16 protein-coding genes and 1 pseudogene are annotated in these 24,286 nt (G+C 70.7%); 6 read left to right on the top strand and 11 right to left on the bottom strand.

The genetic code is table 11. The annotated features are described in order from the left end of the window. Positions 1-121: 121 nt before the first annotated feature. Positions 122-1,141, top strand: coding sequence for a hypothetical protein (locus tag AC07AB_RS01045; RefSeq protein WP_478557985.1), 1,020 nt, complete (start codon positions 122-124; stop codon positions 1,139-1,141). Positions 1,142-1,336: 195 nt separating this feature from the next. Here AC07AB_RS01045 and AC07AB_RS01040 read toward each other — a convergent pair whose 3' ends face one another. Then, a complete protein-coding gene (locus AC07AB_RS01040; protein WP_478557982.1) occupies positions 1,337-2,242 on the bottom strand; it encodes a phosphorothioated DNA-binding restriction endonuclease in 906 nt (301 codons plus the stop codon). 487 nt (positions 2,243-2,729) lie between these two features. Between AC07AB_RS01040 and AC07AB_RS01035 the strand changes: the two genes are divergently transcribed. Both AC07AB_RS01035 and AC07AB_RS01030 read left to right on the top strand, forming a co-directional pair. After that, positions 2,730-2,819 (top strand): tryptorubin family RiPP precursor, encoded by a 90-nt coding sequence (locus tag AC07AB_RS01035; protein WP_245661656.1) that lies wholly within the window; start codon positions 2,730-2,732, stop codon positions 2,817-2,819. A 76-nt stretch (positions 2,820-2,895) separates the two neighbouring features. Beyond that, positions 2,896-3,942 (top strand): cytochrome P450, encoded by a 1,047-nt coding sequence (locus AC07AB_RS01030; RefSeq protein WP_478557979.1) that lies wholly within the window; start codon positions 2,896-2,898, stop codon positions 3,940-3,942. Positions 3,943-4,030: 88 nt separating this feature from the next. On the opposite strand, the gene AC07AB_RS01025 is transcribed toward AC07AB_RS01030, so the two are convergent. After that, positions 4,031-6,409 carry a helicase C-terminal domain-containing protein gene (locus AC07AB_RS01025; RefSeq protein ID WP_478559669.1) on the bottom strand — a complete coding sequence of 793 codons (2,379 nt, stop codon included), beginning with the start codon at positions 6,407-6,409 and terminating at the stop codon, positions 4,031-4,033. 546 nt (positions 6,410-6,955) lie between these two features. On the opposite strand from AC07AB_RS01025, the gene AC07AB_RS01020 reads away from it, so the two are divergent. Further along, positions 6,956-7,240 (top strand): hypothetical protein, encoded by a 285-nt coding sequence (locus tag AC07AB_RS01020; RefSeq protein ID WP_030973973.1) that lies wholly within the window; start codon positions 6,956-6,958, stop codon positions 7,238-7,240. Further along, positions 7,222-7,635 carry a DNA-binding protein gene (locus AC07AB_RS01015; protein WP_478557976.1) on the top strand — a complete coding sequence of 138 codons (414 nt, stop codon included), beginning with the start codon at positions 7,222-7,224 and terminating at the stop codon, positions 7,633-7,635. Before AC07AB_RS01020 ends, AC07AB_RS01015 begins: the two co-directional genes overlap by 19 nt. Positions 7,636-8,514: 879 nt before the next feature. On the opposite strand, the gene AC07AB_RS01010 is transcribed toward AC07AB_RS01015, so the two are convergent. The 5 genes from AC07AB_RS01010 to AC07AB_RS00990 are packed head-to-tail and all read right to left on the bottom strand — an operon-like array spanning position 8,515 to position 17,181. Further along, the gene (locus tag AC07AB_RS01010) at positions 8,515-11,580 is read right to left on the bottom strand and encodes a type I restriction endonuclease subunit R (RefSeq protein WP_478557973.1); all 3,066 of its coding nucleotides are present in this window, start codon (positions 11,578-11,580) and stop codon (positions 8,515-8,517) included. After that, entirely contained in the window at positions 11,577-12,797 is a 1,221-nt protein-coding gene (locus AC07AB_RS01005; RefSeq protein ID WP_478557970.1) for a restriction endonuclease subunit S, read from the bottom strand. Before AC07AB_RS01005 ends, AC07AB_RS01010 begins: the two co-directional genes overlap by 4 nt. Further along, a complete protein-coding gene (locus AC07AB_RS01000; protein ID WP_478557967.1) occupies positions 12,794-14,389 on the bottom strand; it encodes a type I restriction-modification system subunit M in 1,596 nt (531 codons plus the stop codon). The genes AC07AB_RS01005 and AC07AB_RS01000 overlap by 4 nt, the downstream gene beginning before the upstream one ends. A 54-nt stretch (positions 14,390-14,443) precedes the next feature. Continuing rightward, the gene (locus tag AC07AB_RS00995) at positions 14,444-16,510 is read right to left on the bottom strand and encodes a DNA methyltransferase family protein (protein WP_478557964.1); all 2,067 of its coding nucleotides are present in this window, start codon (positions 16,508-16,510) and stop codon (positions 14,444-14,446) included. After that, positions 16,507-17,181 (bottom strand): hypothetical protein, encoded by a 675-nt coding sequence (locus tag AC07AB_RS00990; RefSeq protein WP_478557961.1) that lies wholly within the window; start codon positions 17,179-17,181, stop codon positions 16,507-16,509. Before AC07AB_RS00990 ends, AC07AB_RS00995 begins: the two co-directional genes overlap by 4 nt. Positions 17,182-17,648: 467 nt before the next feature. Between AC07AB_RS00990 and AC07AB_RS00985 the strand changes: the two are divergent. Beyond that, positions 17,649-17,789: pseudogene (locus AC07AB_RS00985) on the top strand (IS110 family transposase); the annotation flags it as partial. 99 nt (positions 17,790-17,888) lie between these two features. On the opposite strand, the gene AC07AB_RS00980 reads toward AC07AB_RS00985, so the two are convergent. From AC07AB_RS00980 to AC07AB_RS00965, 4 genes are read right to left on the bottom strand one after another with little or no spacing between them, the layout of a single operon-like run. Then, positions 17,889-19,010: a hypothetical protein gene (locus AC07AB_RS00980; RefSeq protein WP_478557958.1), complete on the bottom strand. Its 1,122-nt coding sequence runs from the start codon at positions 19,008-19,010 to the stop codon at positions 17,889-17,891. Then, positions 19,007-19,843, bottom strand: coding sequence for a thiopeptide-type bacteriocin biosynthesis protein (locus AC07AB_RS00975; protein ID WP_478557955.1), 837 nt, complete (start codon positions 19,841-19,843; stop codon positions 19,007-19,009). Before AC07AB_RS00975 ends, AC07AB_RS00980 begins: the two co-directional genes overlap by 4 nt. A gap of 21 nt (positions 19,844-19,864) precedes the next feature. Then, on the bottom strand, positions 19,865-21,100 hold the full coding sequence (locus tag AC07AB_RS00970; protein WP_478557952.1) for a lanthionine synthetase C family protein: 1,236 nt from the start codon (positions 21,098-21,100) through the stop codon (positions 19,865-19,867). Next, positions 21,097-24,177 carry a lantibiotic dehydratase gene (locus tag AC07AB_RS00965; RefSeq protein WP_478557949.1) on the bottom strand — a complete coding sequence of 1,027 codons (3,081 nt, stop codon included), beginning with the start codon at positions 24,175-24,177 and terminating at the stop codon, positions 21,097-21,099. Before AC07AB_RS00965 ends, AC07AB_RS00970 begins: the two co-directional genes overlap by 4 nt. Positions 24,178-24,286 lie beyond the last annotated feature (109 nt).

Here is a 24,286-nt window from a genome sequence, read left to right as displayed (position 1 = left end):
GGTCCTGACCTGCGCCCACCCGACCTAGGTATACGGATACGGGCCGTTCACCGATGCCCCGCCGGGCCGTCCCGGTCAAGCTGACCGCCTTCCGAGTACACGCACCGTGGAGGTAGGGAACATGCCGGAGCCGCTGGACGGCCGGTCCGCCGCACTGGTCGGCCGTGATGCCGAGGCGATCGAAGTCGAACGGCTGCTGAGAGAACACCGGCTGGTCGCCGTGGTCGGCCCCGGCGGCGTGGGGAAGAGCGCGCTGGCGGCGGATGTGATGCGGCGGATGCTCCCCGGCCCCTGGGCGGCGGTGGCCGCCACCGACCTGGCCGGGCTGGAGAACCCCGGCCAGGTGTCCCACTGGATGGCCTGCGCGCTGCGGCTCGGGGGCCGGCCCCGGCTGGCCGAGACGGTGGGGCGCCGCCCGACGCTGCTGGTCGTGGACACCTGCGAGCACCTGGCCGAGGAGTGCGCCGACGTGCTGGCACGGCTGGTCGACGTGTGCGCCGGTATGCATGTCCTGGTCACCAGCAGGGTGCCGCTGGGGACGCCGGCCAGCTACCCGCTGCGCCCGCTCGGCCCGGAAGCCGCCGCCACGCTGTTCTCGAAGACGGCGCTGCGGTTCGGCGCCGACGTCACGCCGGAGAGCGAACTGGCCCGCAGGATCTGCATCTCGCTCGACGGCCTGCCGCTGGCCGTACAGCTCGCGGCGGGCGGACTCGCGCACCGCACGCCCGACGAACTGCTCCCCTTCGTCTCCCGGCTCCGGCATGTCCTGGACCTGACCTCGCCCGTGACCGTCCTGCCCAGCCGCCAGCGCACCCTGCGCGCCTCCCTGAGCTGGAGCCATCGGCTGTGCACGCCGGACGAACGGCTGCTCTGGGCGCGGTGCAGCGTCTTCACCGACCCCTTCACGCTGCGGGACGCCCTCGCGGTGTGCTCGGACGAATGGCTCGCCGCAGGCCCCCTCGTGACGGCCTTCGGCGGGCTGGCCGCGCAGTCCGTGCTCACCCCGGAACCGCCGCCGCACACGGCCTCGTTCCGGATGCCGCGAGTGACGCGGGTGTACGGGCGGCAGCGCCTGGAACTGCTCGGCGAGGAGGTCGAGTTCGAGCGGCGGTGCCGGGCTTGGTGCCTCAACGCGTGTTGAAGCTGCGGCTGATGAGGGGGTGGGGAGTGCGTACGTACCCGACGGCATGCGGTGAGTACGTACGCGGCTGGCGCCCGGCGTCGTTACGTACGCGCCTTGGGACCGGCGCGGGTGTACGTACGTGCTCTGGCCCCGGAGCCTACGCGCTCTGGCCCCGGGGCCGGCGCGGGTACGTACGCGCGCCCGGCTCCGGCGTCAGCGCGTGGCGGCCGTGGCGGCCGGGCGCGGGGTCCCGTGGAAGACCTGGCGGGTGTGCCAGGCGCGGTGGTTCGCCGCGACGGGCGCGGCGCCCGGCTGCGGGCCGATGAGTGGGCGGCCGGCGAGCGCGGTCACGTGGTCGCGGGCGGCCACACTCTGCCCGACGAAGTGCTGGGAGACCATGACGACGTGGCCGTCGCCCACGCCGAGGACGCCCTTGTCGAACAGCTTGTGGTGCAGCGCGCACAGGCACAGCCCGTTGTCGACCACGTCCGGGCCGTCGAAGGCCCACCAGCGTACGTGCGCGGCCTCCAGCCCGACCGGCCTCGCGCCGAGCCGCCCGTCGTAGCCGCAGAAGGCGCACTGGTACTCGTAGGCGGTCAGCACCATGTCCCGCATGCGCGGGTCCCGCCGCTGCCGCACCCCGGCCACCAGCGGGTCCGTCTCCGCGGCTGCCAGCTCCAGGCCCACCGCGTCGCACAGGTCCGGGTGCAGGGAGGGCGGGAAGTGCAGGTCGAGCAGGACCCGGGCCATCCGGCCGAGCAGCGAGGGCTCGCGCCGCAGGGCCGTACGCAGCTCCGGTGCGAGCCGCCCGGCCGCGCCCGTCGCGCGCAGCTCCAGCACGCCGGTGCCGGGGCTGCCGGGGCCGCGGTCCGTGCGCACCTCCCACACCCCGTCGCTGATGAGGTGGTGGAACGGGTATGCGGGCGTGGTCCTGTTGGCGGGGCCGTACTCGGCCAGGAGCTGCTTGAGGTCCTCCTCCACCGCGCTGTAGCGCAGCTCGCCGTCGGCGTTTTCCTGGAACCGGCCCAGTGCGTAGAGCAGCAACAGCGGTTTGTGGGGCGCCCGTACGCCGTTTCCCGTCCACTGCCTCAGGTTCGCGGTGCGCTCCAGCCAGTCCATGGCGGTCGATCATAGGCGGGGGTGGGGTCGGGGCGGAGGGGTGCTGGGGCACCATCCGGGAGCGGGGTTCGGGGGCGGTGCCCGGAGCGGCGCCCGGAGCGGTTCCCGGAGCGGTGCGTAAAACATTGGCCAGTGGTCGTAGGGGCGACAGTCGCGGACCGGAAGGTAACTTCCGCTTCAGCGGGCTGGCGGCGGATCATGGCCATGCCAGATTTGCCGGGGTGAACTATGACAAAAACCCTCAAACGGATTGCCTTTCATTCCCATATGGTCAGGGATGGATGATTTCTGAGCGATTTGCCGTGATGTGAATGTGCAGCCACCCCAAAACGTGAATAGGTGAATTCGCCGCTGTGATGTGAGTCACTTGACACTTTTAACGCCCGGGTCTTCACTCATCCGCGGCGGCCAGAATGCATTTCGAGAGGTTCCGCTCCTTTCGGATTACAGCTGTTCGCCGAGTCGGTCTGTCAGCTGGTACATGTGAATGGAGGAATTTATGAAGCTCGTGCACCTGGTCAACAAGTTCCGTTCGGAGAAGAGCCTGAAGGCGTACTCCTGGTACCAGTGGCTCTAATAAGGTAGTTTCTCACCGGCCCCGGGCCGACCAGTGGCCCTGGTCGGCCCGGGCAGCCCAGTAACGGAGTTCACCCATGCCAATGCATCGCACCGGCGGGAGCACTCGGGTCGTAGAGTTCGCGCCGAGAGTCCAAGAACTGCTCAGCCGCTATAGCGGTGCGTCGCTATTCCGCCTGGAGCCGGACACCATCGGCATAGCCGACCCCGGCCTGATGGACGCCGTGCTGAGCGGCCGGCCGGCCAACGAGCACGAGCGCCCCACCTTCAAACCCGTGCAGGGAAGGTCGGTCACCCGCGCCGAAGCCTCCGCCTTCATGCAGGCGCTGGGCGCCGACGTACGGGCGGCGATGCAACTCCCCGAAGCCGAACCGGTCGACCTGACCGGCTCCTGGCCGCACGTGGGACACGTTTATCTCCGGGACCTGCTATTCAGGAACGAGTACCTGCGCTTCCGCGTTCTGGTGGACCGCAGGCTGGAGCTGACCCCGAAATTGACCTGGGCGGCCGTGGCCTCCGGCGCCGCAATGCTGGGCAAGCCGAAGGGCGGCGAACCGCTGTCCAAGCTCGCCTCCCTCGTACTCGATTCCGAGAACTACCGCGACCGGCGCCATGCCATGTTCCTCTACCGGCGAATGGGCGCGCCGATCTGCTTCACGGTGTCGGCGCTCGTCACCAGCGCCCTCTGGCTCGGGGCCCCGTTCCGCGAAGGCGTCTCGAATCGGAACATCCTCCTGGAGGCCCTCCGGTTGCTTCCCCCGTCGTGGAACATTCTGCGGGTGGCGTCCCCGGAATTCCTGGCCCTGGATGAACGCATCGGGCCGAAGGACGACCTGCTTCTCTTCCCCTTGCTGAGCCACCGCGACCCCAGGCTCTGGGACGACGCGGAAGAGTTCATCCCCGAACGCTGGGACGAACTCGACGGCGACAACCACCCCGGATACCTCCCCTTCGGCCCCGTGAGCGAACGCTGCTGGGCCCGCCACATGGTCCTCCCGCTGGCCGAGCGCCTCCTGGACCTCGTACGCCGGGACGGCCTGGTGGTGAGCCCGGACCAGACCAGCGCCAAGTTCGAACTCGGCGGGCTGCTGGAACTGTCGGAGGTCCGGATGACGCGGCCGTAACGGCCCGTACGCGGCGCCTCGCCTACAACCACCCGCCCGCCGCGCCCAGCGGCGGGCGGTGGGGGTCCGGACGGGGCCGGCGATCTCTTCAGGCGGGCATGACGCCGTGAATGCGGGCGAGGGCGAAGACGCGGTCGTCGTCGCGCAGGTGGCACCAGGCGTACAGATAGGGCCCGTCGAGGTCGAGTTCGCTGAGGGTGCGCACGGTGCCGTTGCCCGAGGAGTCGACATATTCGATGGTGATGGCTCGGCCCTCGAAGATGGCGTGGGCCAGTTGGCGGACGTCGGAGAGGGACAGCAGGCGCGCGTAGGCGGCGGTGATCTCCTCGATGTCGGTGCGGAAGGGGATTCCGTTGTCCGGATCGGGCTCCGGCGCGACGGGCGGGGCGGCCCGCAGCTTGGCGGCCAGCGCGCTCACGTCGACGGCTCCGGCCTGGGACCTCTTCTTACGGGCGCTCGCGCTCCGCTTCCCCGACCTGCCGCCGGACTGCCGTGGGCGCGGCACCGGGGCGGCGGCGCGGTGCCGCCGCTCCTCTTCGATACGTACGGTCCCGTCGGCGGCCTCGGCCACCGGGGCGTACCCCGCGGTCCGGAGCGCGGCGAGGGTCTCGTCGAGCGGGGTCCAGCTGATCAGAACCGTCGGCGCCAGCTGCCGCAGGCCGAGGGGGACGAGCTGCCGGTGGGCGGCGAGTTCGGCGAGGAGGGCGGGTTCCTGGCCGTGGATCACGCAGGGCGCGGAGGTGACGCGCATACGGCCGTGGCGGCGCGCGGTGTCGTGGATCAGATACGACAGCGGCTGCGGGAGCGCGCCGACGGCGACGGCGGCCAGGTCGGCCGTGATCGCGTCGGGCGTACGGCCGGAGTCCAGGGCGCGGCGGACGGTGCCCGGCCCGAACCGCCACACCGACGCGGTGCCCCCGGCCTCCCTGTCCGCGACGGCGTCCAGGAGCGCGGCGAGCCTGGCGGACGGCGTGCCGGTGACGACGGCGGTCAGGTCGGCGCCGAAGCGGGCCGCCTTGGTGGCCGCCGGCAGCAGGTGCCGGCAGGCCGCGGTCAGGGCTTCGGCGTCGTGGGCCCGCGCGGCGGCACCGAGGGGGGACAGGGCGCCGCGGGCGATGACGCCGAGCAGTTCGGCTTCGCGCGCCGCTGTTGCGAACGGCGCCGGGTCCTGGGCGAGTTGTTCGGCGAACGGGCGGTACCAGTCGACCTGCGTCCCCAATTCCGCGGCGCTCTTCACCCCCTGCCCCGCCGGAAGGCGCGCCGCGGCGGTGAGGAGCCCGTCCCGGGCCTGTACGCAGCCGTCGCAGGGCGGTGTTCCGGCGAGCGCGGGCAGCGCCTTGCCGTCTCCGCCGCGGGCCCGGGTCGGGGTGAGCGGCAGCGTCCGCCACGCCGTGAGGAGCGCCGCGAACCGCTCCGCCGGCTCCCGTTCCGCCCAGGCGTCGTAGCCTTCCGTCACCGCGACCCGGCGGCCGTCCCGGGCCAGCAGCCCGGCCTCGTACGCCGCCTCCAGCACGAGGCGTACGAGGACCTCCTCGCACCGTGCCGCCTTGCCGACCCGCGCCAGCTCACGCGCCCCGACCCCGCCTGACTTCAACAGGGCGGGCGGTGAGGCGGAACACACCGCCAGGACCGACGCGGCATGGGCGGCGAACGCCGTGGCCGCGGCGGCCGCTTCCCGCTCCACTTCCGCCGAGGTGACGGGCGCCGAACTCACCTTTGGCGGCAGGGGGTTGAACGGGGCGTGCCAATCGGGTCCGCGCAGCGCGAGGGTCACCTCGACGGGCATGCGAGCGGGCGTGTACCCGTACCGGTCCTGTACCAGCAGCCCCCGCTCCAGCGCCCATTGGGCACCCGGCGGCCCGGAGCCGGCAGTGGAGCCTCCGATGATGCCGAACGCGACCGTGGAAGCGTCTTGTTCACCGCTATGACCGGCCAGCCGCTCAAGCAGCTTCCGGGTGGCCGCGGGCGCCCGCGCCACTAGCGAGAGGACCCGCGCCGGATCGCTGTGGTGCTCCACGAGGGCCGCCAGCCGCTGCTGCCGGGTATTGCCGGGCGACGGGGCGCCCAGGGCCACGAGCATGCGGCGCAGTTCCTCGGAGACGGTGTCCGCCAGCATCTCGGCGAACGGCGCGTCGAGCCCCAGCGGCGAACGCCACGCCTGCCGCAACGGCCCGGCCATGCACAGCAGCCCGTCCCTGCCCGGCCAGACCAGCGCGCGATCGGCCAGCGCCCCAAGGGCCTCGTCCAGCGCGTGAACCCCCTCCGCCCCGTCCGCCCCCAGCAGCTCCCCCAGCGCAGCACGCGAAACCGGCCCCATCGCCGCCAACGCCTCGGCCACCTGCAAATGCGGCCGCGCGAGCCCGGTCACCACCCGCCCCACCGACGCCGGCCGCTGCAACCGGTCCGCCAACTCCCCCAGAGACTCCGGCTCCGGCGGCGCCACCCCATCCGCACGCTCGGCGAGCACCCGCTCCAACCGGGCGGCTTCCAGGCCGCTGAGCCACGCGGTCAGGGACGATCCGCTGGGCTTACTGATGGGAACACCTCACGAGAACGACGACATCCGCTACCGGGCCGGAACCGACCGACGGCCACCGGCTCTACTGAGGACACCAGAATGACGCATGCCGGGGGGCGCGGGCATCCCACTCCGACAGAGTCCCGCTTCCGTGTGGACGTGGTGACCCCGTGCGAATGCCGCGAGTTGTGCGGTGACCTGGCGGCCGGCGACCGCCGCGTCATCCCGTCTCGCCCGATTGCGCCTTCGGGGGCGGGGAGGGCAGCTGCGCGGGCCCATGGGGCGCGGGCGAGATGCGGAACATCACCAGGCGCATCGAAGGCCAAATGTTCGCCCGGGAGCCCGGAGGCGGTCGCGGGTGTCGTGACCAGCTATGGAGCGGACCGTTCAGTGGCGCCCCGACGCGGCTGAGCGTGGGTGAATGAGACCGGAACCGAGACCACGAGGTGACGGGCGGGCGGTCTCAATTCCTACTTGTTTGATAATGTCGGTCCCATGAGCGAGATTCCCTACAGCGTCGGCGAAGGGCCTGCTACCAGGGTGAGCCTCTCCCTCCCTGAGGGGACGGCGGAAGCGATCCGCCGACGGGTCGGCAAGCGCGAGTTCTCCGCGTTCATCACCGAAGCGGTGGAGCGCGAACTGCGCGGGCAGATCTTGGATGAGTACCTGGCTGACTACGAACGCCGCCAGGGGCCGATCTCCGAGCACGAGCAGGAGCGGGCACGCCGGGTCTTCGACGAGGTGTTCGCCGAGGAGGGGCAGTGGCCCGCCGCAAGCTGAGCCACGAAGGCACCCTCGTTCTCGACTGTGAGGGCCTGGCGATGTTCGTCAGCGATCACGAGCCCGTCGTCGCCCTCATCGCCGAAGCCCGCAAGCGGGGCATGGAGGTGGTCATCAGCGCACTCACCATCATCGAAGCGGTGCATCGCCGGACCGACAAGGCGCGGCTCGCCTGGGTCCTGTCCGGCGTGCGGATCGTGCACATCGGCGAAGAGGAGGCCAAGGCCGCCTCCGCCATGCTGAGCAACGCTGGACTGCACGGCCACAAGTACGCCATCGACGCCGCCGTGGCCGAGATGGCCCTGCGTCAGCGCCGCCCGGTCGCCATGCTCACCTCGGACATCGACGACATGACGAAACTGTGCGGCGACAGGGTGCGCCTCGTAGCCGTGTAGAGGGGCTCGTAGCGGGGCTCGATCAGGTGCCGACCGGTGTGGCGTTCCAGCGCGTCTCTCGCTTCTCCTGGCACCACTGGGCCTCCGTCCGGTCCGGAGCCTGTCAGCTCTGGTGAGACGCGTCAGGCTGCGCGTTCTTCCTGGGGCTTCTCCTTCGCGGGATAGCGCCCGTTGGATGTCGGCGCTGACGCTCGGTCTGCGGCACGGCGAGACGTTCGCTCTGCGTTGGACTGACGTCGACTTGGACGCGAGCACCTGAAGCTGCGCCGGAACCGTCTGCGCCCCGGTTCGAGCGAAAGCTCGCCGAAGCCACCGTCCGGACCGCCGGGAAAACCCTCCGCGGACAAAAACGAGGACGAGGGCAACGGGGGCTGAGAACCGCGAAGGGCCCCACCGCAAGCGGTGGGGCCCTTCGACGTAGTGCCCGGTGAGGCACTGGCGGAGGATACGAGATTCGAACTCGTGAGGGGTTGCCCCCAACACGCTTTCCAACTGTTCGTCCGGGGAGTCGGGGGTGTGCGGGGGTGTTCTGACCTGCGGTGGAGAGGCGAGGCGGGAGCGCTGCGGACGGCACCGGACGGGGGTGAACGCAACCAGAACTGCAACCACGATGAGGCATGGTTCGACCCGGTCAGACGCCTTGGTTCAGTGTGCCTTGGCGACACCGTTGCATCCGACGATGTGCATGCCGACGCGAGGGGGGCTGAGTGCCTTCTCGCAGGTCATGTGGGTGTCCTAGCCGGATGCGGATTTGTCCAAGGCCACTACGAACCCTCCGCACCTACGCGGCCAAGGCGGTCCTGGATCGCCACGTCTGGCATTTCTGGTGGAACTGATGGCACGCGGCCTGGCGGGTCCTCAACCGGCCTGAGCGGCGCGTCACGTCCACTCGTCGGCCTCGACCTGCCTTAGCACCCGTTCGACAGCCGCCTGGAGCTGGTTGGGCGGGTAGACGTGCCTGCGCAGCAGCCGCAGCACACGGGCCACGACGCGGTCCCTGGCCTGGCCCTTCAGCCGCCAGTCGACCGTGGCGACACTCCTGACCTGGCCGCACAGCTCGCGCGCGAGCCGGGCCAGGACTGCTGTCCCCATCATGTCGGTCACGAGCGGGTCGACCACGAGCGCGTCGTAGATGGCGAGTTCGTCCTCGGTCAGCTCCAGCCGCTGCGCCCGCGTACGATCGTCGGACACCTCGTGGGTCAGGGCGACCAGGGACGCCATGACCTCGGTGGCTGTCATCAGACCGTTGGCGTAGCGGTCCACGGCCTGCCGCGTCCTCTCGGTGAGGGCCTCCTGGCGAACGACATTATCCGGGTGCGCCTGCCGGATGTCCCTGACCAGCGTGCGGCGCAGCGCCTCAACGGCGAGGTGCGGGCGGTGGCTCGCCCGGAGCCGGTCCAGCAGGGCGTCGTCCGGGCTGGAGAGGTCCGCTTCGGCTAGGCCGGCGGCATAGTGCAGGTCGGCCGGGCTGCCGGTGTCGTCGGCGGACGCGTGCAGCTTCTCCTGCGCGGTCCGCACGGCCTCGAAGAAGCGGACGTCCGCGCGCAGATCACGCACCTCGGCGTCCGTCGGGCAGAGCGAGAACGCGCTGCTCAAGAGGTTCACGTGCCGCGTGAACCGGTCGCCGCGCCGGGCCGTTCCCGGCCGCGCGCCGGGCTCGGGAGCGGCGAGGTGGTCCAATACCGCCGTCACAGCCTCTCGGTACGTGTCCGGGCCGCTGCTGTCGCGAATCTCCCGCCACGGGCAGCCGGCCAGGACGTCCAGCAGCCGCCGGTGGGTGTCCCGTACGGCGACCACCGCGTGCGCGACGTCCGTGACGGGTGCGCCGCCGTCCCCGTCCTGCCGAGTGGTATCGACCAGCGCCTCGTCGAGTTGCCGACCTACGCCCTGGTAGTCCACGACCAGGCCGGACGGTTTGCCGTCCCACGTGCGGTTCAACAGGGTGACGGCCTCTAGCAGCGCGGGACCGCGCATACGCTGATCCAGGTAGAGGGTGTGCAGCGGCGGGGCGTCGAAGCCAGTCAGCCACAGCGAACAGACAATGACCAGTTCCAGTTCGTCGTCGGGATCCACGATCCGCCGCTGGATCGTCCTCAGCCCTTCCGGGGTGTGGACGTGGCCCGCGATCTCGGCGGAGTCCCTGTTGTGGCCCGTGACGGCCGCCTGGATCCGCCCGCCGGTGTCGGTCAGCAGCCCCGTCCGGGGGTCCCGGTCGCTGGCCCACTCCGGCCGCAGCCACGCGAGGGTATCGAACAGCCGCGCCGCCGCAAGCCGTGACGAGGTCACCACCATGCCCTTGCCGGGCCAGCCGGTGAGCTTGGCCATCTCGGTGCGCCGCATGTCCCAGTGCGTGAGGATGTCCCGGGCAACCGCCTCGGTCCGCGCGGGGGAAGTGGCCAGGTCAGCAGAGTCGGGAACGAAGTCGACGTCGAAGTCCACGTCCTCGGGTGGCGTCCGAATCGGGCGCGACTCGTAGAAGACGGGCACGGCCGTTCCGTCGTCCACCGCCTGGGCCGGATCGTAGGTGTGGATGGTGTTGCCGAACACGGCGTGCGTGCGGCTGTTTCGGCCGTCCGCCAGAGTGCTGGTGAACGCGATGAAGGTGGCGTTCGGCAGTGCCTCGCGCAGGTTGAGGGCGTGCTGGGCGCTCTGTCCGCGGTGGGCTTCGTCGACCACGACGATGATGTCGCGGCGTGCGGACACCAGCGGATGGCGGGCGCCCGCGTCATGTTCCTCGTGGGTGAGGCGGAACTTCTGCACGGTCGCGAAGACGACACCGCTGTGGGCGTCGCGCTGCAGCAACTGCCGCAGTTCCGTGCTGTCCTGGGCCCATTCGACGCCGCCGCGGATCGCCGTCGGCAGGGTGCAACTGGCTGCGAAGGTCGCGTAGAGCTGGGTGCTGAGGTCGACGCGGTCAGTGAGGACGACGAACATCGGGTGCGGCAGTTCGGGCGCCCGCGCGGCCTTGCCCACGTAGAACAACATCTCCTGGCTCCGGCCCGCCCCCTGCGCGTGCCGGATGACCCCCGCTCGGCCGTCCGTCGCGACGGCGGTTTCGGTGGCGCGGACCGCCGCGTTGACGGCGAAGAACTGGTGGGCCCTGGCGAGGGTGACGGTGTCCACCGCGCCCGTCCGGCGCGCGGAGTAAGACAGGAAGTTGGCCACGAGATCAAGGAGCCGGGCGGGTTCGAAGGCGCCAAGTAGCATCCGCTCCAAGGCGCGCTCGTCCTGCCGCTCCCCCCGGCGCAGCAGCGCACCGTCGGGGTCGGCGTGCCATGGCGCCATGTGGTCCCAGGTGGTGAACGGGGTGCCCATCCGGGCGGTTGTGCCGTCGGAGACGAGGGTCACCAGGACGTTCGCGAACGTGCCCGTCTCTTTCAGATCGCGGCGGTAGCTCTGGATCTGGTCGTACGCGTCGCGGGTGCCGTCCCGACCGCTAGCCCGCTTCAGCTCGACGGCCGCGAGGGGCAGGCCGTTGACGTACAGCACGATGTCGAAGACGGCAACGCGGTCTTGGGCGCTGCGAACCTTGACCCGGCGCGCGGCGAGTAGGTCGTTCGCGTACGGGTCGGAGAAGTCGATCGGGCGGACAACCGTGTGCCGCTCCCCGCTGCCTGCCGCGTCCGGGTACGGGACGCCGACGCCGCTGACCAGCCGCTGGTGGAATTGGTGGCTCTCGTGGAGATCGTTTCTGGTACCCCGCTCCAGCAGTTGGGCGACCGCGTCGTCCACGGACCGCTCGGGCAGGTGCGGGTAGCGCCGCCCGATCGCCTCGCTCAGGCGCGGCCGTAGGATCAGGTCACCCCAGTCGCGCCGCTCCCCGGAGGACGGCCCGAGCTCGGCCCCATCGACCGGCCGCCAGCCGTACCTGCCAAGCAGTTCGAGGGTGTGCTCTTCCAGCCCCTGCTCGGACGGCCCTGCAATGCCCTCGACGCGCTCGCTCATCCGACCTCCCCCACCGCGCGGGCAGCGTCCCCGACCCGCAGCCGGCCGGAGATCAGCTCGGGGAGCAGAGTGTCACGCAGTGCCACTAGGGTACGGTTCTCGGCTGCGGCCTGCGCTGCGCTCGCGTGCAGGGCGCCCAGTCTCGCGGACAGCCCGGCCCGCTCGCCCTCGGCCGGAAGGGGAAGGGACCAGCCGGGCATATCCCCCAGCGGAAGCCGGTCCACAGTGGCGCCATGGAGGGTACGGCGGTCGATCTCGTCCTGGAACTCGGGGCTGAGGTAGGCGTGGAGGAGCAGTGCGCCGCCAGCCGTAGGGGTCTTCGCCCGTAGGAGTGCCATCCGGCGGCCCAGGCACGCGCGGACACCGGGCGGCATGAGCGCCGCGTGGCCGAGCCGGGTCTCGTACGAGAACAGCACGTCGCCGGCCCGCGGCCGGACGCGCCGGGTCCAGCTAGCGAAGTCTTCCTCGGACAGGTGGGCGGAGGCGGTCAGGTCCAGGCGGCCGGCGTCCAGGCTGCTGATGCGGAGGAACCACGGGCCGGATGCGGTTTTCACCGGCGTGGCGTGCGGCCCGTCGTGCAGTTCCGCGACCTGGCCCAACCGCTGCGGGGGACCCGTCGGCGCCGCCGCGAACGAGGCGCCGGCCAGCTCAAGGCAGGTTTCGGCCGTACGCTCGTTGGCGGCGATCTTGTCGTCCAGTGCCTCGAGGACATCGGCGACGGCCCGCTGCTCCGGCAGCGGCCGGGCGGGGACCGGGAGATTGCCGAGGATGTCCGGGGTGACGTGCGGAACCCCCGTGGTCACGGCACGCGAACGGATCAGCGCAACCATATCCGGGTCTAGGAGGCAGTAGTAGAGAAACCTGATGTCCGCCCGGTCCGGATCCACCCGTATCCGGGCCTGGGCCGGTGACAGGACGTACCGGTCGTGGATTCCGGCGGGCACGATTCCCACCTGGCCGAGCGTACCGCGCTGGGTGAGGACGAGGTCGCCCGGAACGGCGAGGTGGTGGGCGAGTGCGCCATCCGCGCGGGCGGCCGGGACGAAGACGAGACTGGCCGACGAGAAGTACCCGCCGCCGGCCAGGTTCTGGCCGCGGACGACCGGGACGCCCTCCGGGACGAAGTCCCGCTTTCCGAGGCGGGAGCCGAGCGGTCCGCTGACGAGGCCTTCCGGCACGGCGAAGTTCTTCAGGGGCCGTGTGCGGACGGCTGTCACGATACTCTCCGCAACTGCGCGTCGACGGCCTTCGCCAGGCGCTCGGACTCGGCGAACTGCTCGCGCAGCAGGGCGGTCAGTCGAGCGACCCTCGCGTCCGGCGGCTCGGCGTCCGGGTCCGCCGCGGCCTCGGCCGTGCCGACGTACCGGCCTGGGGTCAGGACGAAGTCCTGCTCGGCGATGGCGGACAGGGGCACGCTCGCGCAGAAGCCCGGCTCGTCCTCGTACGTGCCAGCGCCGGGCTCGCTGCGCCAGGCACGGACCCGGGCGCTGATGCGGACAATCTCCTCGTCGCTCAGCGTCCGCAGGGTGCGGTCCACCATGGCCCCTAGCTTCCGGGCGTCGATGAACAGCACCTCGCCGCTGCGTTCCCGCGCCCAGCCGGAGCCCCGCCCCTTGCCGTCGGCGAGGAGCCACACGCACGCCGGAGTGGCGGTGGTGCGGAACAGCTGGCCCGGTAGCGCGATCACGCAGGCCACCAGGTCCGCTTCGAGCATCGCCCGGCGGATGTCTCCCTCACCGGACTGCCTGCTGCTCATCGACCCGTTGGCGAGCACCACGCCCGCCCGCCCGCCCGGGGCGAGCTTGCTCGCCGTGTGCTGGAGCCACGCGTAGTTCGCGTTGTTGACCGGCGGGGTGCCGTAGACCCAGCGCCGGTCCATCGCCAGGAAGTCGCCGCCCCAGTCGGAGAGGTTGAACGGCGGGGTGGCCAGAGCAACCTGTGCCTTGAGGTCCGGGTGCTGGTCGTCGCGGAAGACGTCGGCCGGCGCGGTGCCGAGACCGGCCTCAATCCCGTGGACGGCCAGGTTCATGTGGGCCAGCCGCCAGGTGGTGGCGTTCCGCTCCTGGCCGTAGAACGCCACGTTCAGCCAGTCGCCGCCGTGGGTTCTGACCGAGTGCGCCGCCTGGACGAGCATGCTGCCGGAGCCGCACGCCGGGTCGTACACCCGCTCGCCCTCCCGGGGTCCGAGGACTTCCACCAGCAGCCGGGCGACACTGGCCGGGGTGAAGAACTCACCCCCCCTGCGTCCCTCGGAGGCGGCAAACCGGGCTAGGAAGAATTCGTAGACCTCGCCCACGACGTCCGGAGCGCCGGGCCCGCCAGCCTGTTCCTGGAACACTAGGCGGTCAAGCAGCTCCACGAGGTCGGCCAGGCGCCGCCCGTCCACACTGCTGTCGCCGTAGATCTTTGGGAGGGTCCCGTGGAGGGCCGGGTTGTAGCCCTCAATCGCGCGCATCGCGGCGTCGATCGCCTCGCCGATGCCAGCCCCGCCCCCCGTGCCCCGTGCCAGGTCCACGACGCTCTCCCAACGGGCGGCCGCGGGCACGTAGTAGACGCCGGAACCCGTGTACTCACGGCGCTCCTCCAGGGTCGCGAGCAGTCCGGCCTCCTCCCATCCGCCTTCCGCGCGCAGTTCGGCCTCCAGCTGCCGCCGCCGCTCGGTCATCGCTGCAGACACGTACTTCAGGAAGACCAGGCCCAGCACGAAGTGCTTGTAGGCGGTGGCGTCCAAGCTGCCGCGCAGCTTGTCGGCGGCACGCCAGAGGATGTCCTTCATCTCCTCCGGGGACCGCTTCTTCCGTGGCGGCACAGCTGCCTCGCTTCTCTCGTGTTTGACTTCGAGCTTCCCCCATGGGACCACCGGCTACCGGCTCGGCCGTCGCCGCAACGCCAGCGCGCCGTCGGCGACCCCGGCGGCGAGCCGCTCGGCCAGGGTGTCCAGCGCGTCCAGTTGGCGCCGCACCTCGGCGCGGTGCCGGTCGGTCTCGGCGAGGACGGCCTCCAGTTCGGTGATCTCCTCGGGCGGCAGCTGCGGCAGGTCCATGTCGCGTACGCTGACCCGCCGCACCAGCGAACCGCTGCTGCGCTGCTGATTCCTGGGTGCGGCCAGCAGCCGGGCCAGCGGGTGCGGACCGATCCACAGGCTGTCGGCCGGGCCGCCCGTAGCCCGCTGCTGCTGGTGCTGCGCGTATGCGGTGATCCGCAGGCCCTGCACCGGCGCCAGTAGGACGCAGCCGCCCACGTTGTCGACATGGGTGCGCACCCCGTGCTCGGTGAGCAGCAGGACGTCGCCGCGCTCGGTCACCGCCGCCTGCGGGTAGCCAGCCAGCGCCTCCGGCGCAATACGCCGCCGACCGATCGGCAGTGTGCCCAGCATCTCCTCCCGGCCGATGACGACCTGGCCCTCGTCGGTGATGTCCTCGGAGTGGATTCGGTGCCCCGGGAGCAGCTTCAACTGCCCGGCCCGCACGTGTTCGTCGAGCCGGTGGTGCGGCACCGGGCTCTCCCGCTTGGCGATGCCCAGGCCGCCGATCCACTCCCGAAGGTCGGGCAGCGCCGCCGCGGCCTCCCGGCGGGCGTCCAGGGACGCCCCGAAGTGGTCGAGTCCCGGCTCGGGGGAGGCCAGCCGGTGGGCAGGCAGCAGGGACCGGCCGTCCAGCAGCTGCTCCCCGCGCGGGCTCGCGGCCGTTACCGGGATGTCACGGACCTCTTCGGACGCCGGGAGGTCCGCCGTGCTCAGCGCGTCGGTGACGAACTCGGCCCAGCGCTGCCCCAGTCCCGTCCGCAGCGCGATCCGGTCGCCGTCCACCACCCGCGTCAGGCCGCGCTCGGCCGGTCCAGCATCCCGGCGCAGGACCAGCAGGGCGAGTTCCGCACCGGTGCGGAACGGATGGATGCGGCGCGGGAGTTGGACGATTCCAGCCACCGCGTCCTCCATGAGGAGGTGCTCCCGCAGCCGGACGTTCGGGCTGCGGACGCCTGTCCTCTGACGGGCCAGCGTCCACGACGGCACGACCACGTACGCGGTGCCACCGGGCCCGAGCAGACTCAGCGCCTCGACGGCCCGGCTCAGCGGCCCGTCCTCGTCTGTCTCGCGCTCGCCCGCCGCATAGGGCGGGTCGACAACGACAACGTCGGCCGCCGTGCGCCCGTCTGCCCGCAGCGCCGCGACGTCGGCATAAAGATCGACGCCCCGCACACCGTGCGCCAACAGGCGATGGCCCAGCAGTTCACGGCGCAGCCTGTCCGCCTCCATCGCGGTGATCCGACCGTGCCGGCCACGGTCAAGGGCGAAGAGCAGGTCTCCCGTGCCGGCGTATAGGTTGATCACGGAGGGGCGGGCACATTTGCCCTCACCGGCGGACTCACGGTGGCGGACCAGCGTGCCGATCAGCTGCGCCACCACCGCCGGGGTGGCGTCCATGGCCAGGTCGGATTCGAGTCGACCGGCCAAGCCGAGTACTGCGTCGGCGGCGGCGCCCGGCGTCTTCGTACCTTCCAGCAGCTCATCCACTGCTTGTTCGAGCTGTCCGTCGGCGGCCGGAGCCTGCCGGTTACCCGCGGCCGTATCGGCGATCAGCGTCATGGCGGATCTGATCAGCGTCTCTGCCGAGATGCCGTCGTGCTTCAGCGCGACCAACCGCCGCAACCGGAGAGCCTCCCGAAACCGATCTCCATACGTCGGCATACGTCCGTCCTCCCGCCGTTCCGCGTCGGGGGCGGCCCGGGTGTCAAGCCACTCGGCGACTTCCTCTGCGTCGAACAGCGGCTTGCTCTCGGTGCCGCCCATCGCGGCAGGAAAGGACGGGTGTCGGCGGCGCCAGTTGCTCACGGTTGGGCGGCCCACGCTGGCGAGCTCCTTGATCTCGCCGAGTGTCACCGGCTTGAACCGGGTACGGTTCGTACGCGTCCGATGGTTCCCCTGGCTCACAGCCGAATCTCCTCCTCTCCAGACAGCACTCGTTCCTTGCGAGCCAGCACTTGCGGCACTTGGCCGAACTTTTCGTGCAGCGCGGCCGTCTCGGGGCTGACGTAACCCATGAGCGTGAGCGCGGCGGCGAAGCGGTCCTCCAACTCCATGTGGAAGACGCGCTCGTGGTGGGCGACCCGATTACGCAGCTTCAGGAGTCTCTTCAACTCCAGGTGCAGTTCATCGCGGCGGATGCCGTGCGCCCGAAAGAGGTACTGAAGCGACGCGTTCCACAGCTGCATCTCGTAGTGGCGCCCTTCGCCTCTGGCGAAGAGGCCGACCCAGAAGCCGAACGACAACTGCGCCACGACGTCGCAAGGAGCATCCGGCTTGCGCATCGTGCGCAGCTTCTCCCGGGCATCGGCGATGTTGCCCTGGCCGACCTGGTGCAGTCGGATGCGCCGGTCATTCCACCAGTCGTCCCGGCGGTACTTGCCCGCGAGCTGCCGATGGGTAGCATTGCGATAGCAAATCTCCAGATCCCGCAAAATGCTATGTAAAGCCCGACTGACCTCGGCGTCCCACGCATACAGGCGCAGCGCCACTGTGGCGTCGCCCCCGCATATCACGAGGAACGGCTGAAAGCGCTCGGCCGACATGGCCCGTACCAGTTCCTGCTCATCGCTCCGCATCACTGCGCCCCTGTGTCCGACGCAGATGACAGATAGCTGTGCTAAATTTTTCTGCGTACGCCTTGGAATTTCTGTCACTGCACCTGGTTGCACACAGTCCGAGGCAAGCATGATCTGGCTCCCTGCCCCGAGGTCCGCCCGCAGTGATCAGGCGGACTCCGGGGCATAGCTGTATCCCAGGACACAGCCGCTGGGGCTGGGCGACCTTCACCGCTTCGACCAAGGCCCACGCTAGCAACGGCGCCACCTATGGTGCCACAATTACAGAAACTTGGAACTGAGAAGCCCACTTCTCAACCGTAGCTTGCCCTGAGCTGACAGGAACCGTGTGCGCTAGCTCTCCCGCACAGCCGGACGAAAGGCTGGCAGGGATATCTCCGCCCCGCGGTCAGCATCAGCAAGCTGCTGCACCGTGCCCCCTCCTCTCACATCGGGGAGGAAGGACTGCTGACCCACGCCCCGCCCGCCAGCTGACCGCGAAGTTCGGCACCGTGCTGGTGATCGTGGACCAGGCCGCCTCCATCGGAGCCCTACCGCTCACCGTCGCCCGCGATGCGGGCTGCAAGGTCGCCTACCTGCCCGGACTCACCATGCGCCGGATCGCCGACCCGCCGACGGTTAGGTGTACGTGGACATTGACGGTGTGCTGGTCCTCGCACACTCCGGGAAGCAGGAAGCCACTGCTGGCATGACTGATAACGCCAAACTCAAAATCGATAGAAACTCGGCCTATCAAGGCAGAGGCGCAGCCGGTCCTGAGCCGATGTCGCTGCTCGCAACAGGTCGCTTCGCAGGGTTTCCGGTACAGCGCCTCCGCTGAGTCCTGCCGTGTGGACCAGGTTGGTCAGGGCTTGGCGCTGGCTGGCTGTCATCGTGCGGCGAAGCTGCGGGTGGGCGAGGGCGTCGCGGGCTGCGTAGCCGTCCGCGTGAGCCATGGCGAGGACGGCTGCGTGCAGCGGGGGTATCTGCGTGCTGGTGTGGGCTGTTGCCAGGATCAGCGCGGTGATGCTGACGCGGGTCCGGAAGACGGTTGTGCCGGGGGCGGGTTGGTGCAGCAGGGCGAGGGCTGTGGTGAGCATGTCTTCGATGTCCGTGGCCGGTACGGCGCCGACGGCGGTTCGGCACAGGGCGCGCAGCAGGTTCTGGACGGCTTGTTCCCAGAACTCGACGGGTTGGCTGTCCTCGACCAGGGCGGTCGCTTCGTTGTGTCGTCCGTCCTGGGTGAGGGCGAGGATGGTGATCTGGCGGCCGTCGAGGAGCCGGGTGCCGACGCCGCGGTGGGCGGCTGCGGCGTCGGCGGCTTCGCGCCAGCGGCCGGCCTGGGTCAGTGCGCGGGTGCCGTCGGCGAGGAGGGCCGCCCACACCAGGGTGCAGACGGTCTTGTGAGCTTCCGCGCTGCTGGTGAGCGTGGGCAGGTTGACGGTTCGGCCGGTGATTTCGGCGGAGGTCCGGGCGCGGGCGGCGCGGAAGAGGGCGGCGAGCGTGGCGTAGGCGTTGTTGCCATCGCCTTCTCGGATGAGTTGCCGGGCGACGTTGAGGAGCGGCTGGAGAGCGAGTTTCACCGCCCATGAGGGGAGCGGCCGTGCCTGCTCGAACACCTCGTACTGGGACCAGCACAGAGTGCGGGCGAGGTCAGGTACTGCGCAGTCGGAAGCGATGAGGGCTGCCTTGTTGCAGATCTCCGTGGCGCGGGTGGCCTGTTGGTGGTTGTCGCCGGTGGCGGGCTGCGCGGCCATGTCCGTCAGTTGGCGGATCCGGGTCTTGAGGGGGAGTGCGGGCGGGCGGGGCCGTTGGACGAGGGGGAACCAGGCGAGGAGCCAGTCGTTCATGCCGTGGCTCCTGGTGCGGGCTGGTCCTCGACGGTCGGGTCGGGACCGAAGACGACGGCTTTGACGTTGGCGGCGAGGTTGGCCTGGGTCGTGTGCTGGAGCCCGAACCGGTTGAAGGCGAAGATGATGTGGTGCGCCAAGACGGCGCGCAAGCCGCGGTGCAATTGGCCGGTGGCGGCGAGGTCGGCGAGATCCTCCCCTGCGTTGGTGAAGGCTTGGGGCCAGGCGGCAGGGAGGGGCAGCGTCGCGCCTTCGCGGGTGAGCTGGGCGATGTCGGCGGTCATCAGGTGGCGCAGGCCGTTCCGGAGGGTCTTCAGACGGTGGGTGGGTTGGGGTTGGGGAGGGTCGCGGTGGTCGGCCACGCGTGCCCAGACGTCGCCCTGCTCGTACCAGTCGAGGCTTGCAGCGCGGAGCAGCGCTGTGCACAGCAGGATCGGCAGCTCGCGGCGGTACGCACGGTGCGGGTGGCGGGCGAGGTGGGCGATCAGGTGGTGGCTGTCGACGTGGAAGAGACGGTGGGCGGCGGTCATGGCCTCCGGTCCGCCGAAGGCGTGGATCTCCGGTTCGTAGATCACGGGGGTGATGGCGGTGAGGTGCTGGGCGCGCTGGAGGGGGCCGAGGATGTGCAGGAGGTGGTTCTCGGCCGTGGTGGGGTCGCCGGGTGGTTGGTAGCGGATGCGCCAGCCGGGGGCCTTGCGGAGGAAGGACCAGGGGCCGATGAGGTGGGCGGTCTCGGCGGTGGTCAGCAGCGGGGCGAGGTGGGTGAGGACCGTGTGCTCGGCTGTGTCCCAGTCGGAGAAGTTGATGGTGATCTGTCGCCAGACGGTGTCCATGCGGTTCGGCTCCGTCTCTGTCTATGCCAGGAGGAGGAAGGTGTCCCAGCCCGATCGGGGGGCGGTGTTGGTGCCAAGGGTGTGCAGGGCGAGTGCGGTACCGGCGGTGCCATCCAGGAGTTCGGGGTCGCGCTGCTTGCGGTGGGTGATGTGCTGGGTGAGCCGGTCGGTCAGGCGGGGCAGTTCGACGGTGAGGGCGGGGGTGGTCGCGTCGGTGGCCATGCGCCAGGCGGCCTGGAGCAGTCCGGCGGTTCCGTGGCAGAGGCCGGTCTCGGTGAGCCTGTCGAGTTGGTTCGGGTCCTGGAGGGTGGTGAGCATGGCGTGCTCGGCGGTTTGCTGGCGGTCGGGGTCGTTCAGGGCCATGCCCGCCAGTTGTTGGGCGCGGGCGGTGCCGGCGATGCCGTAGCACCACGAGGGTCTCGGCCGTAGCGTCGGTTCGACGTGGTGGCGCCGGGCCTGGTCTGGGGTGATGAAGCCTGGCCACCACGGGCCGGTCGCGTCGTCCTGGCGCCACTGGTCGGTCCAGGCGCAGATCCGTTCCACCGCTTCGCGCGTGCCGGGGACGGCCGGGCCATGCAGGAGGGTCTTGGAGAGCAGGGCGAGGACCGCACCGATGCCGTGGGCCATGCCGAAGTTCCCGTGCCCGCCGGGGTAGTCGGGGCTCGGTTCGCCGTTGGGCGCCACATCGGTCCACCACGCGGGGAGTCCGTGCTGCTGGGGGTCGGGCTCGGTCAGGCGTGCCAGGTAGGTGAGGACCTCGGTGGTGATCGGGTGGTCTGGATGGCGGCTGCGGTGGTAGGCGCCCAGTCCGGCGAGGCCGCGGATCACGTCGAACTCCTTCATCGCCGGAGGTTCGCCACGGTCGATGCGGGCGTGGGCCTGGGCCAGGCGCTGGTGGGTGACGGTGATCGTGGCGTCGTCCAGCTTCTTCAGGGCGTGCTGGTACCGGCAGGAGCCTCTTGCGGCTGCGTTCATCGCGAACGCCACCGCAGGGGCTCCCATGTAGAGGCTGGCGTTCGCGGCTGCGGTCAGGTTGTCGGCGGCGGCCGAGGCCAGCCAGGCGTGCACGGTGTCCCACCCGCCCCGGCCGCAGTGGGCGCGTTCGATGTGGAGCAGGGCGATGCCCGCCGCACCGCCCGCGAGGGACTGGGGCCATGCCCGCCCGCCCGGGGACGTCGTTGCCCGGGCGGTGTGCGGGTCGCATAGCTGAGCGGCAAGAGTGTCGGACAGGGCGAGTGCCTGCGATATCGGCCTCACGACGTCACCCCCTTCGTTCTGGCAGTCCAGCTGAGGGCAGCCGCGCGGGCCAGGTGCACGCAGCGGCGTTCGGCTTCCATGTCGAGGCCGGTCATGCGGGTGTGGTGCAGGTGCAGTAGTTCCGGCAGCAAGGCGGTCCCGGTGACCGTTCCCGCAGTGGCGAGGGCCGTTCGGTAGGCGACCACCGCGTCGCGGCGCCGCGTCCAACTGGCGATGACCTCCTCGCCCCCGGGCTGCCGGGCCAAGGTGGTGGGGTCGTGGGGGTTGGCCAGGGTGATCGCCTGGTCGTACAGCCTGCGGTCCGGAGCTGTGTCGGTGAACTGGGAGAAGGCGATGAGCCGCCGCATGGCCTCGCCTGGGTTGCCGATCAGGCCGATGGCCAGGTCGAGCATGCTGGCTGCGGTCAGGGCCCGTCGGTCGGGTCCGTTCTTGGCCGTACAGGCGGACAGTTGCGCGATGGCGGATTCGGAGTCCGCCGCGAAGTACGCCTCGGCGGCTACCCATGCGTGAGTGCCTCCGAAGCGGGCGGTCTCGGGGAAGTCGGTGTCCCACTGCACCCGGACCAAGAGCCCGGCTTGACGCAGCTTCCGCGTCCAGGCGCCAATCGCGGCGGCGGCGGCGTCGCTGGCCTGGTCGTCGGGAACGGCCAGGCGCAGCCGCAGATGATCGTCGGGGTCGCGGTAGGGCAGGAACCACCACCGTGCCTCGTCGCCCAACTGGTGGAGCAGGTCCGGCAGATGGTTGGTGAGGATGGCTGCGTGGCGGTCACGGTGTGCGTAGAGCTTGATGAAGAATCGCCCGTCGCAGCCGGGCAGGCGGCCGTGCTCGTACCTCGCCACCGGGGCGGCGTGCAGCCAATGCGGCGCCTTTCCGGGGCTGTTGGTGGTGGCGAGGGGGATGACGACTTCGTGGGGGTAGCCGTCGATCCAGCCCGCGTCGGCGGCGGTCTCGGCGCGCAGGACCGCCGTGCCGTCGCGGCGCATCTGAGAACGCAGCAGGGCCCGGTGCGAAGGCTCGGCCAGATCCAGGCGGAGGCGTTGGTCGCCCTTGCCCAGGTAGACGGTGCTCGGCACTGCGGCCAGCTCACGCCATAAGGACAGGGACCGGTCCCACTGCACCCAGTTGGCTGCGGGATCGGCAAGGTCGGCGGCAGTGAGGCGCCAGCGGGCCGGGGAGAGGATCGTCCGTCCGTAGCGCAGTGCGGGCAGGAACGGCAGGCCGGAGGCTGCTCCCCAGTCGAAGGTGGTGCATGGGACGCTCAGCGCGTTGGTGGCTTCGGTGAGGAACCGCGCCAGCGGATGGGTGCGGCGGGTGGGCTCCACCGCGTTCATCGTGACGAACTCCAGCGGTCGACGCCGCGCCCTCGATATCAAGTACAGGCGGTGGGCATCCGCGGTGACGGCTATGTCTTCCAGGGGCACCAGGTCCGTGCCGTCAGGGTTGTGGCACTCTCCGAAGTGGACGGCGGCGGGCATCACCTGCGGAGTCCGGGCGACGTTCTCGGTGCTCGTATACAGCGGGGGTGCGCAGACCTGGACGGTCAGCGCGTTCTCGGTCGCGGTGGACGCCGTCGCATACGCCGCCGCCATCCGCTCCCGGTCTCCGGTGTCGAGCAGGCTCAGGAATCTGCCGCTCATCGTCCCGGCTGACCGCGAGGCCCCAACGACCGCGAGCGTGAACTCCCCGGCGTCCAGGGCGTGTGCGCTTCGGGCACCGACGCGCACGGTCAGTTCCGTTGTCGGCTGGACAGGTATCTCCGGGCCGACCTCGCCGAGGTCGGTGACCATGGCGTCGTCCAGCACGATCTCGTGCTGGCGGCGCAGGGCCGCGTTCTGCGCGAGCGCCAGCAGCTTGGAATCGCGCGCGCTCAAGGCGGCTGGGGCTGGTGTGGGTGGGCCGCCGAGGAAGCCAGCCGGATAGCCCAGTCCCGTGTCGCTGTCCACGGCCTCCAGGAGCGGCACCACCGCGCGCGGGCCGTAGCGCTCCAGGAAGCGGCTGTGCCAGGCCACCCAGGCGCGGGAGAGCGCGGGCCGACCGGAGAGCCGGATGAGCGCCGTGGCCGCCCGTGCGGCTTCGGTCGCGACCGCATCGGGAAGCGTCACTTCGGCGTCGAGGCGCAGATCGACGGACAGCGCCGGCCCCGAGGTCGGGCTAAGGTCGCGCATTACGGCAGTGGCCTCGGCGCGCTGCTTCTCGGCGACGGCCGCGTCGGTGGTGCAGTTGTGCCGTGCCAGCGTGCGGGCGATCTCGCGTAGCTTCGCCGGGGTCTTGGTGGCCGTGACGGTGTCCACGGCTGGTGTGGTGGCGAGGGCGGTCAGCACGTGGGCGAGCGGGTCCGTCGCCGTGAACGCCGGGCGGAGATTCGTGACCAGGAGACGCTGGGCGATCAAGCCTGCCAAGAGTTGGGCGATGGTCGGGGCGGGGGCCTGGGGGAAGTCGCCGGCCAGTTTGGCCGCAAGATCCGCAGCGCGGATGGGTGCGCGGGCGGCGTCCAGCGCAGCCTTGACGGGGGTGGTGAGGCGGACCTTCACATGTACCGGGGCCCCTCCCAAGCCGTCAGCGGGGCGGTGTTCCAGCACCACGTGACCATCCCGTTCGACCAGGAGTGGATGGGCCCGGACCGTTAAGTGGGGCTGGAGCGCGGGGTCGGCTTCCAGGCGTTCGACCACCGTCGTCAGGCAGGTGGCATCCGGCCTGGCGATGGCTCGGTGGCCGGTGCCGATGCGAGCTTCCGTGGCTGTGCCGATGCGGGCTGGCGCTACTCCGGCGAAGAGGCCGAAGGGGGTGGCCCGGCCCGAGGCGCGCAGGACGTAGCGCATAACCGCCACGACCACTTTGCGGACGGCAGGATCGGGCAGCCGCCGACCGCGGCAGATCTGCCGGACGCGGTCTGCCAGCACCGGGCTTGCCTGCTCCAAAGCGGCGGCGAAGCCGGGCATGTGCAGGGTCTGCTCCAGCCACGGCCGCCACGAAGCTGAGCCGTCCTCTTCTTCGGTCAGGTCCGGCCAGAACGGGATGCGGCGATCCGGTGGCCAGGCCGCCGCGCGCAGCACCGCCGCATCGATGAACTCGTACACCCGCACCCCCAGTTGCCGTGTGGGCGTGGGGGGGGGGGGGGGGGGGGGGGGGGGAAAGTTCTAGAGAAAAGGGACAACAAAAGGAAGGGGGGCCTTGGGTAGGACTAAT

The organism is Streptomyces sp. NPDC044033 (genome assembly GCF_056434425.1).
The sequence above is the reverse complement of the archived record's forward strand: the minus strand, read 5'-3'. Positions and strand labels throughout refer to the sequence as shown.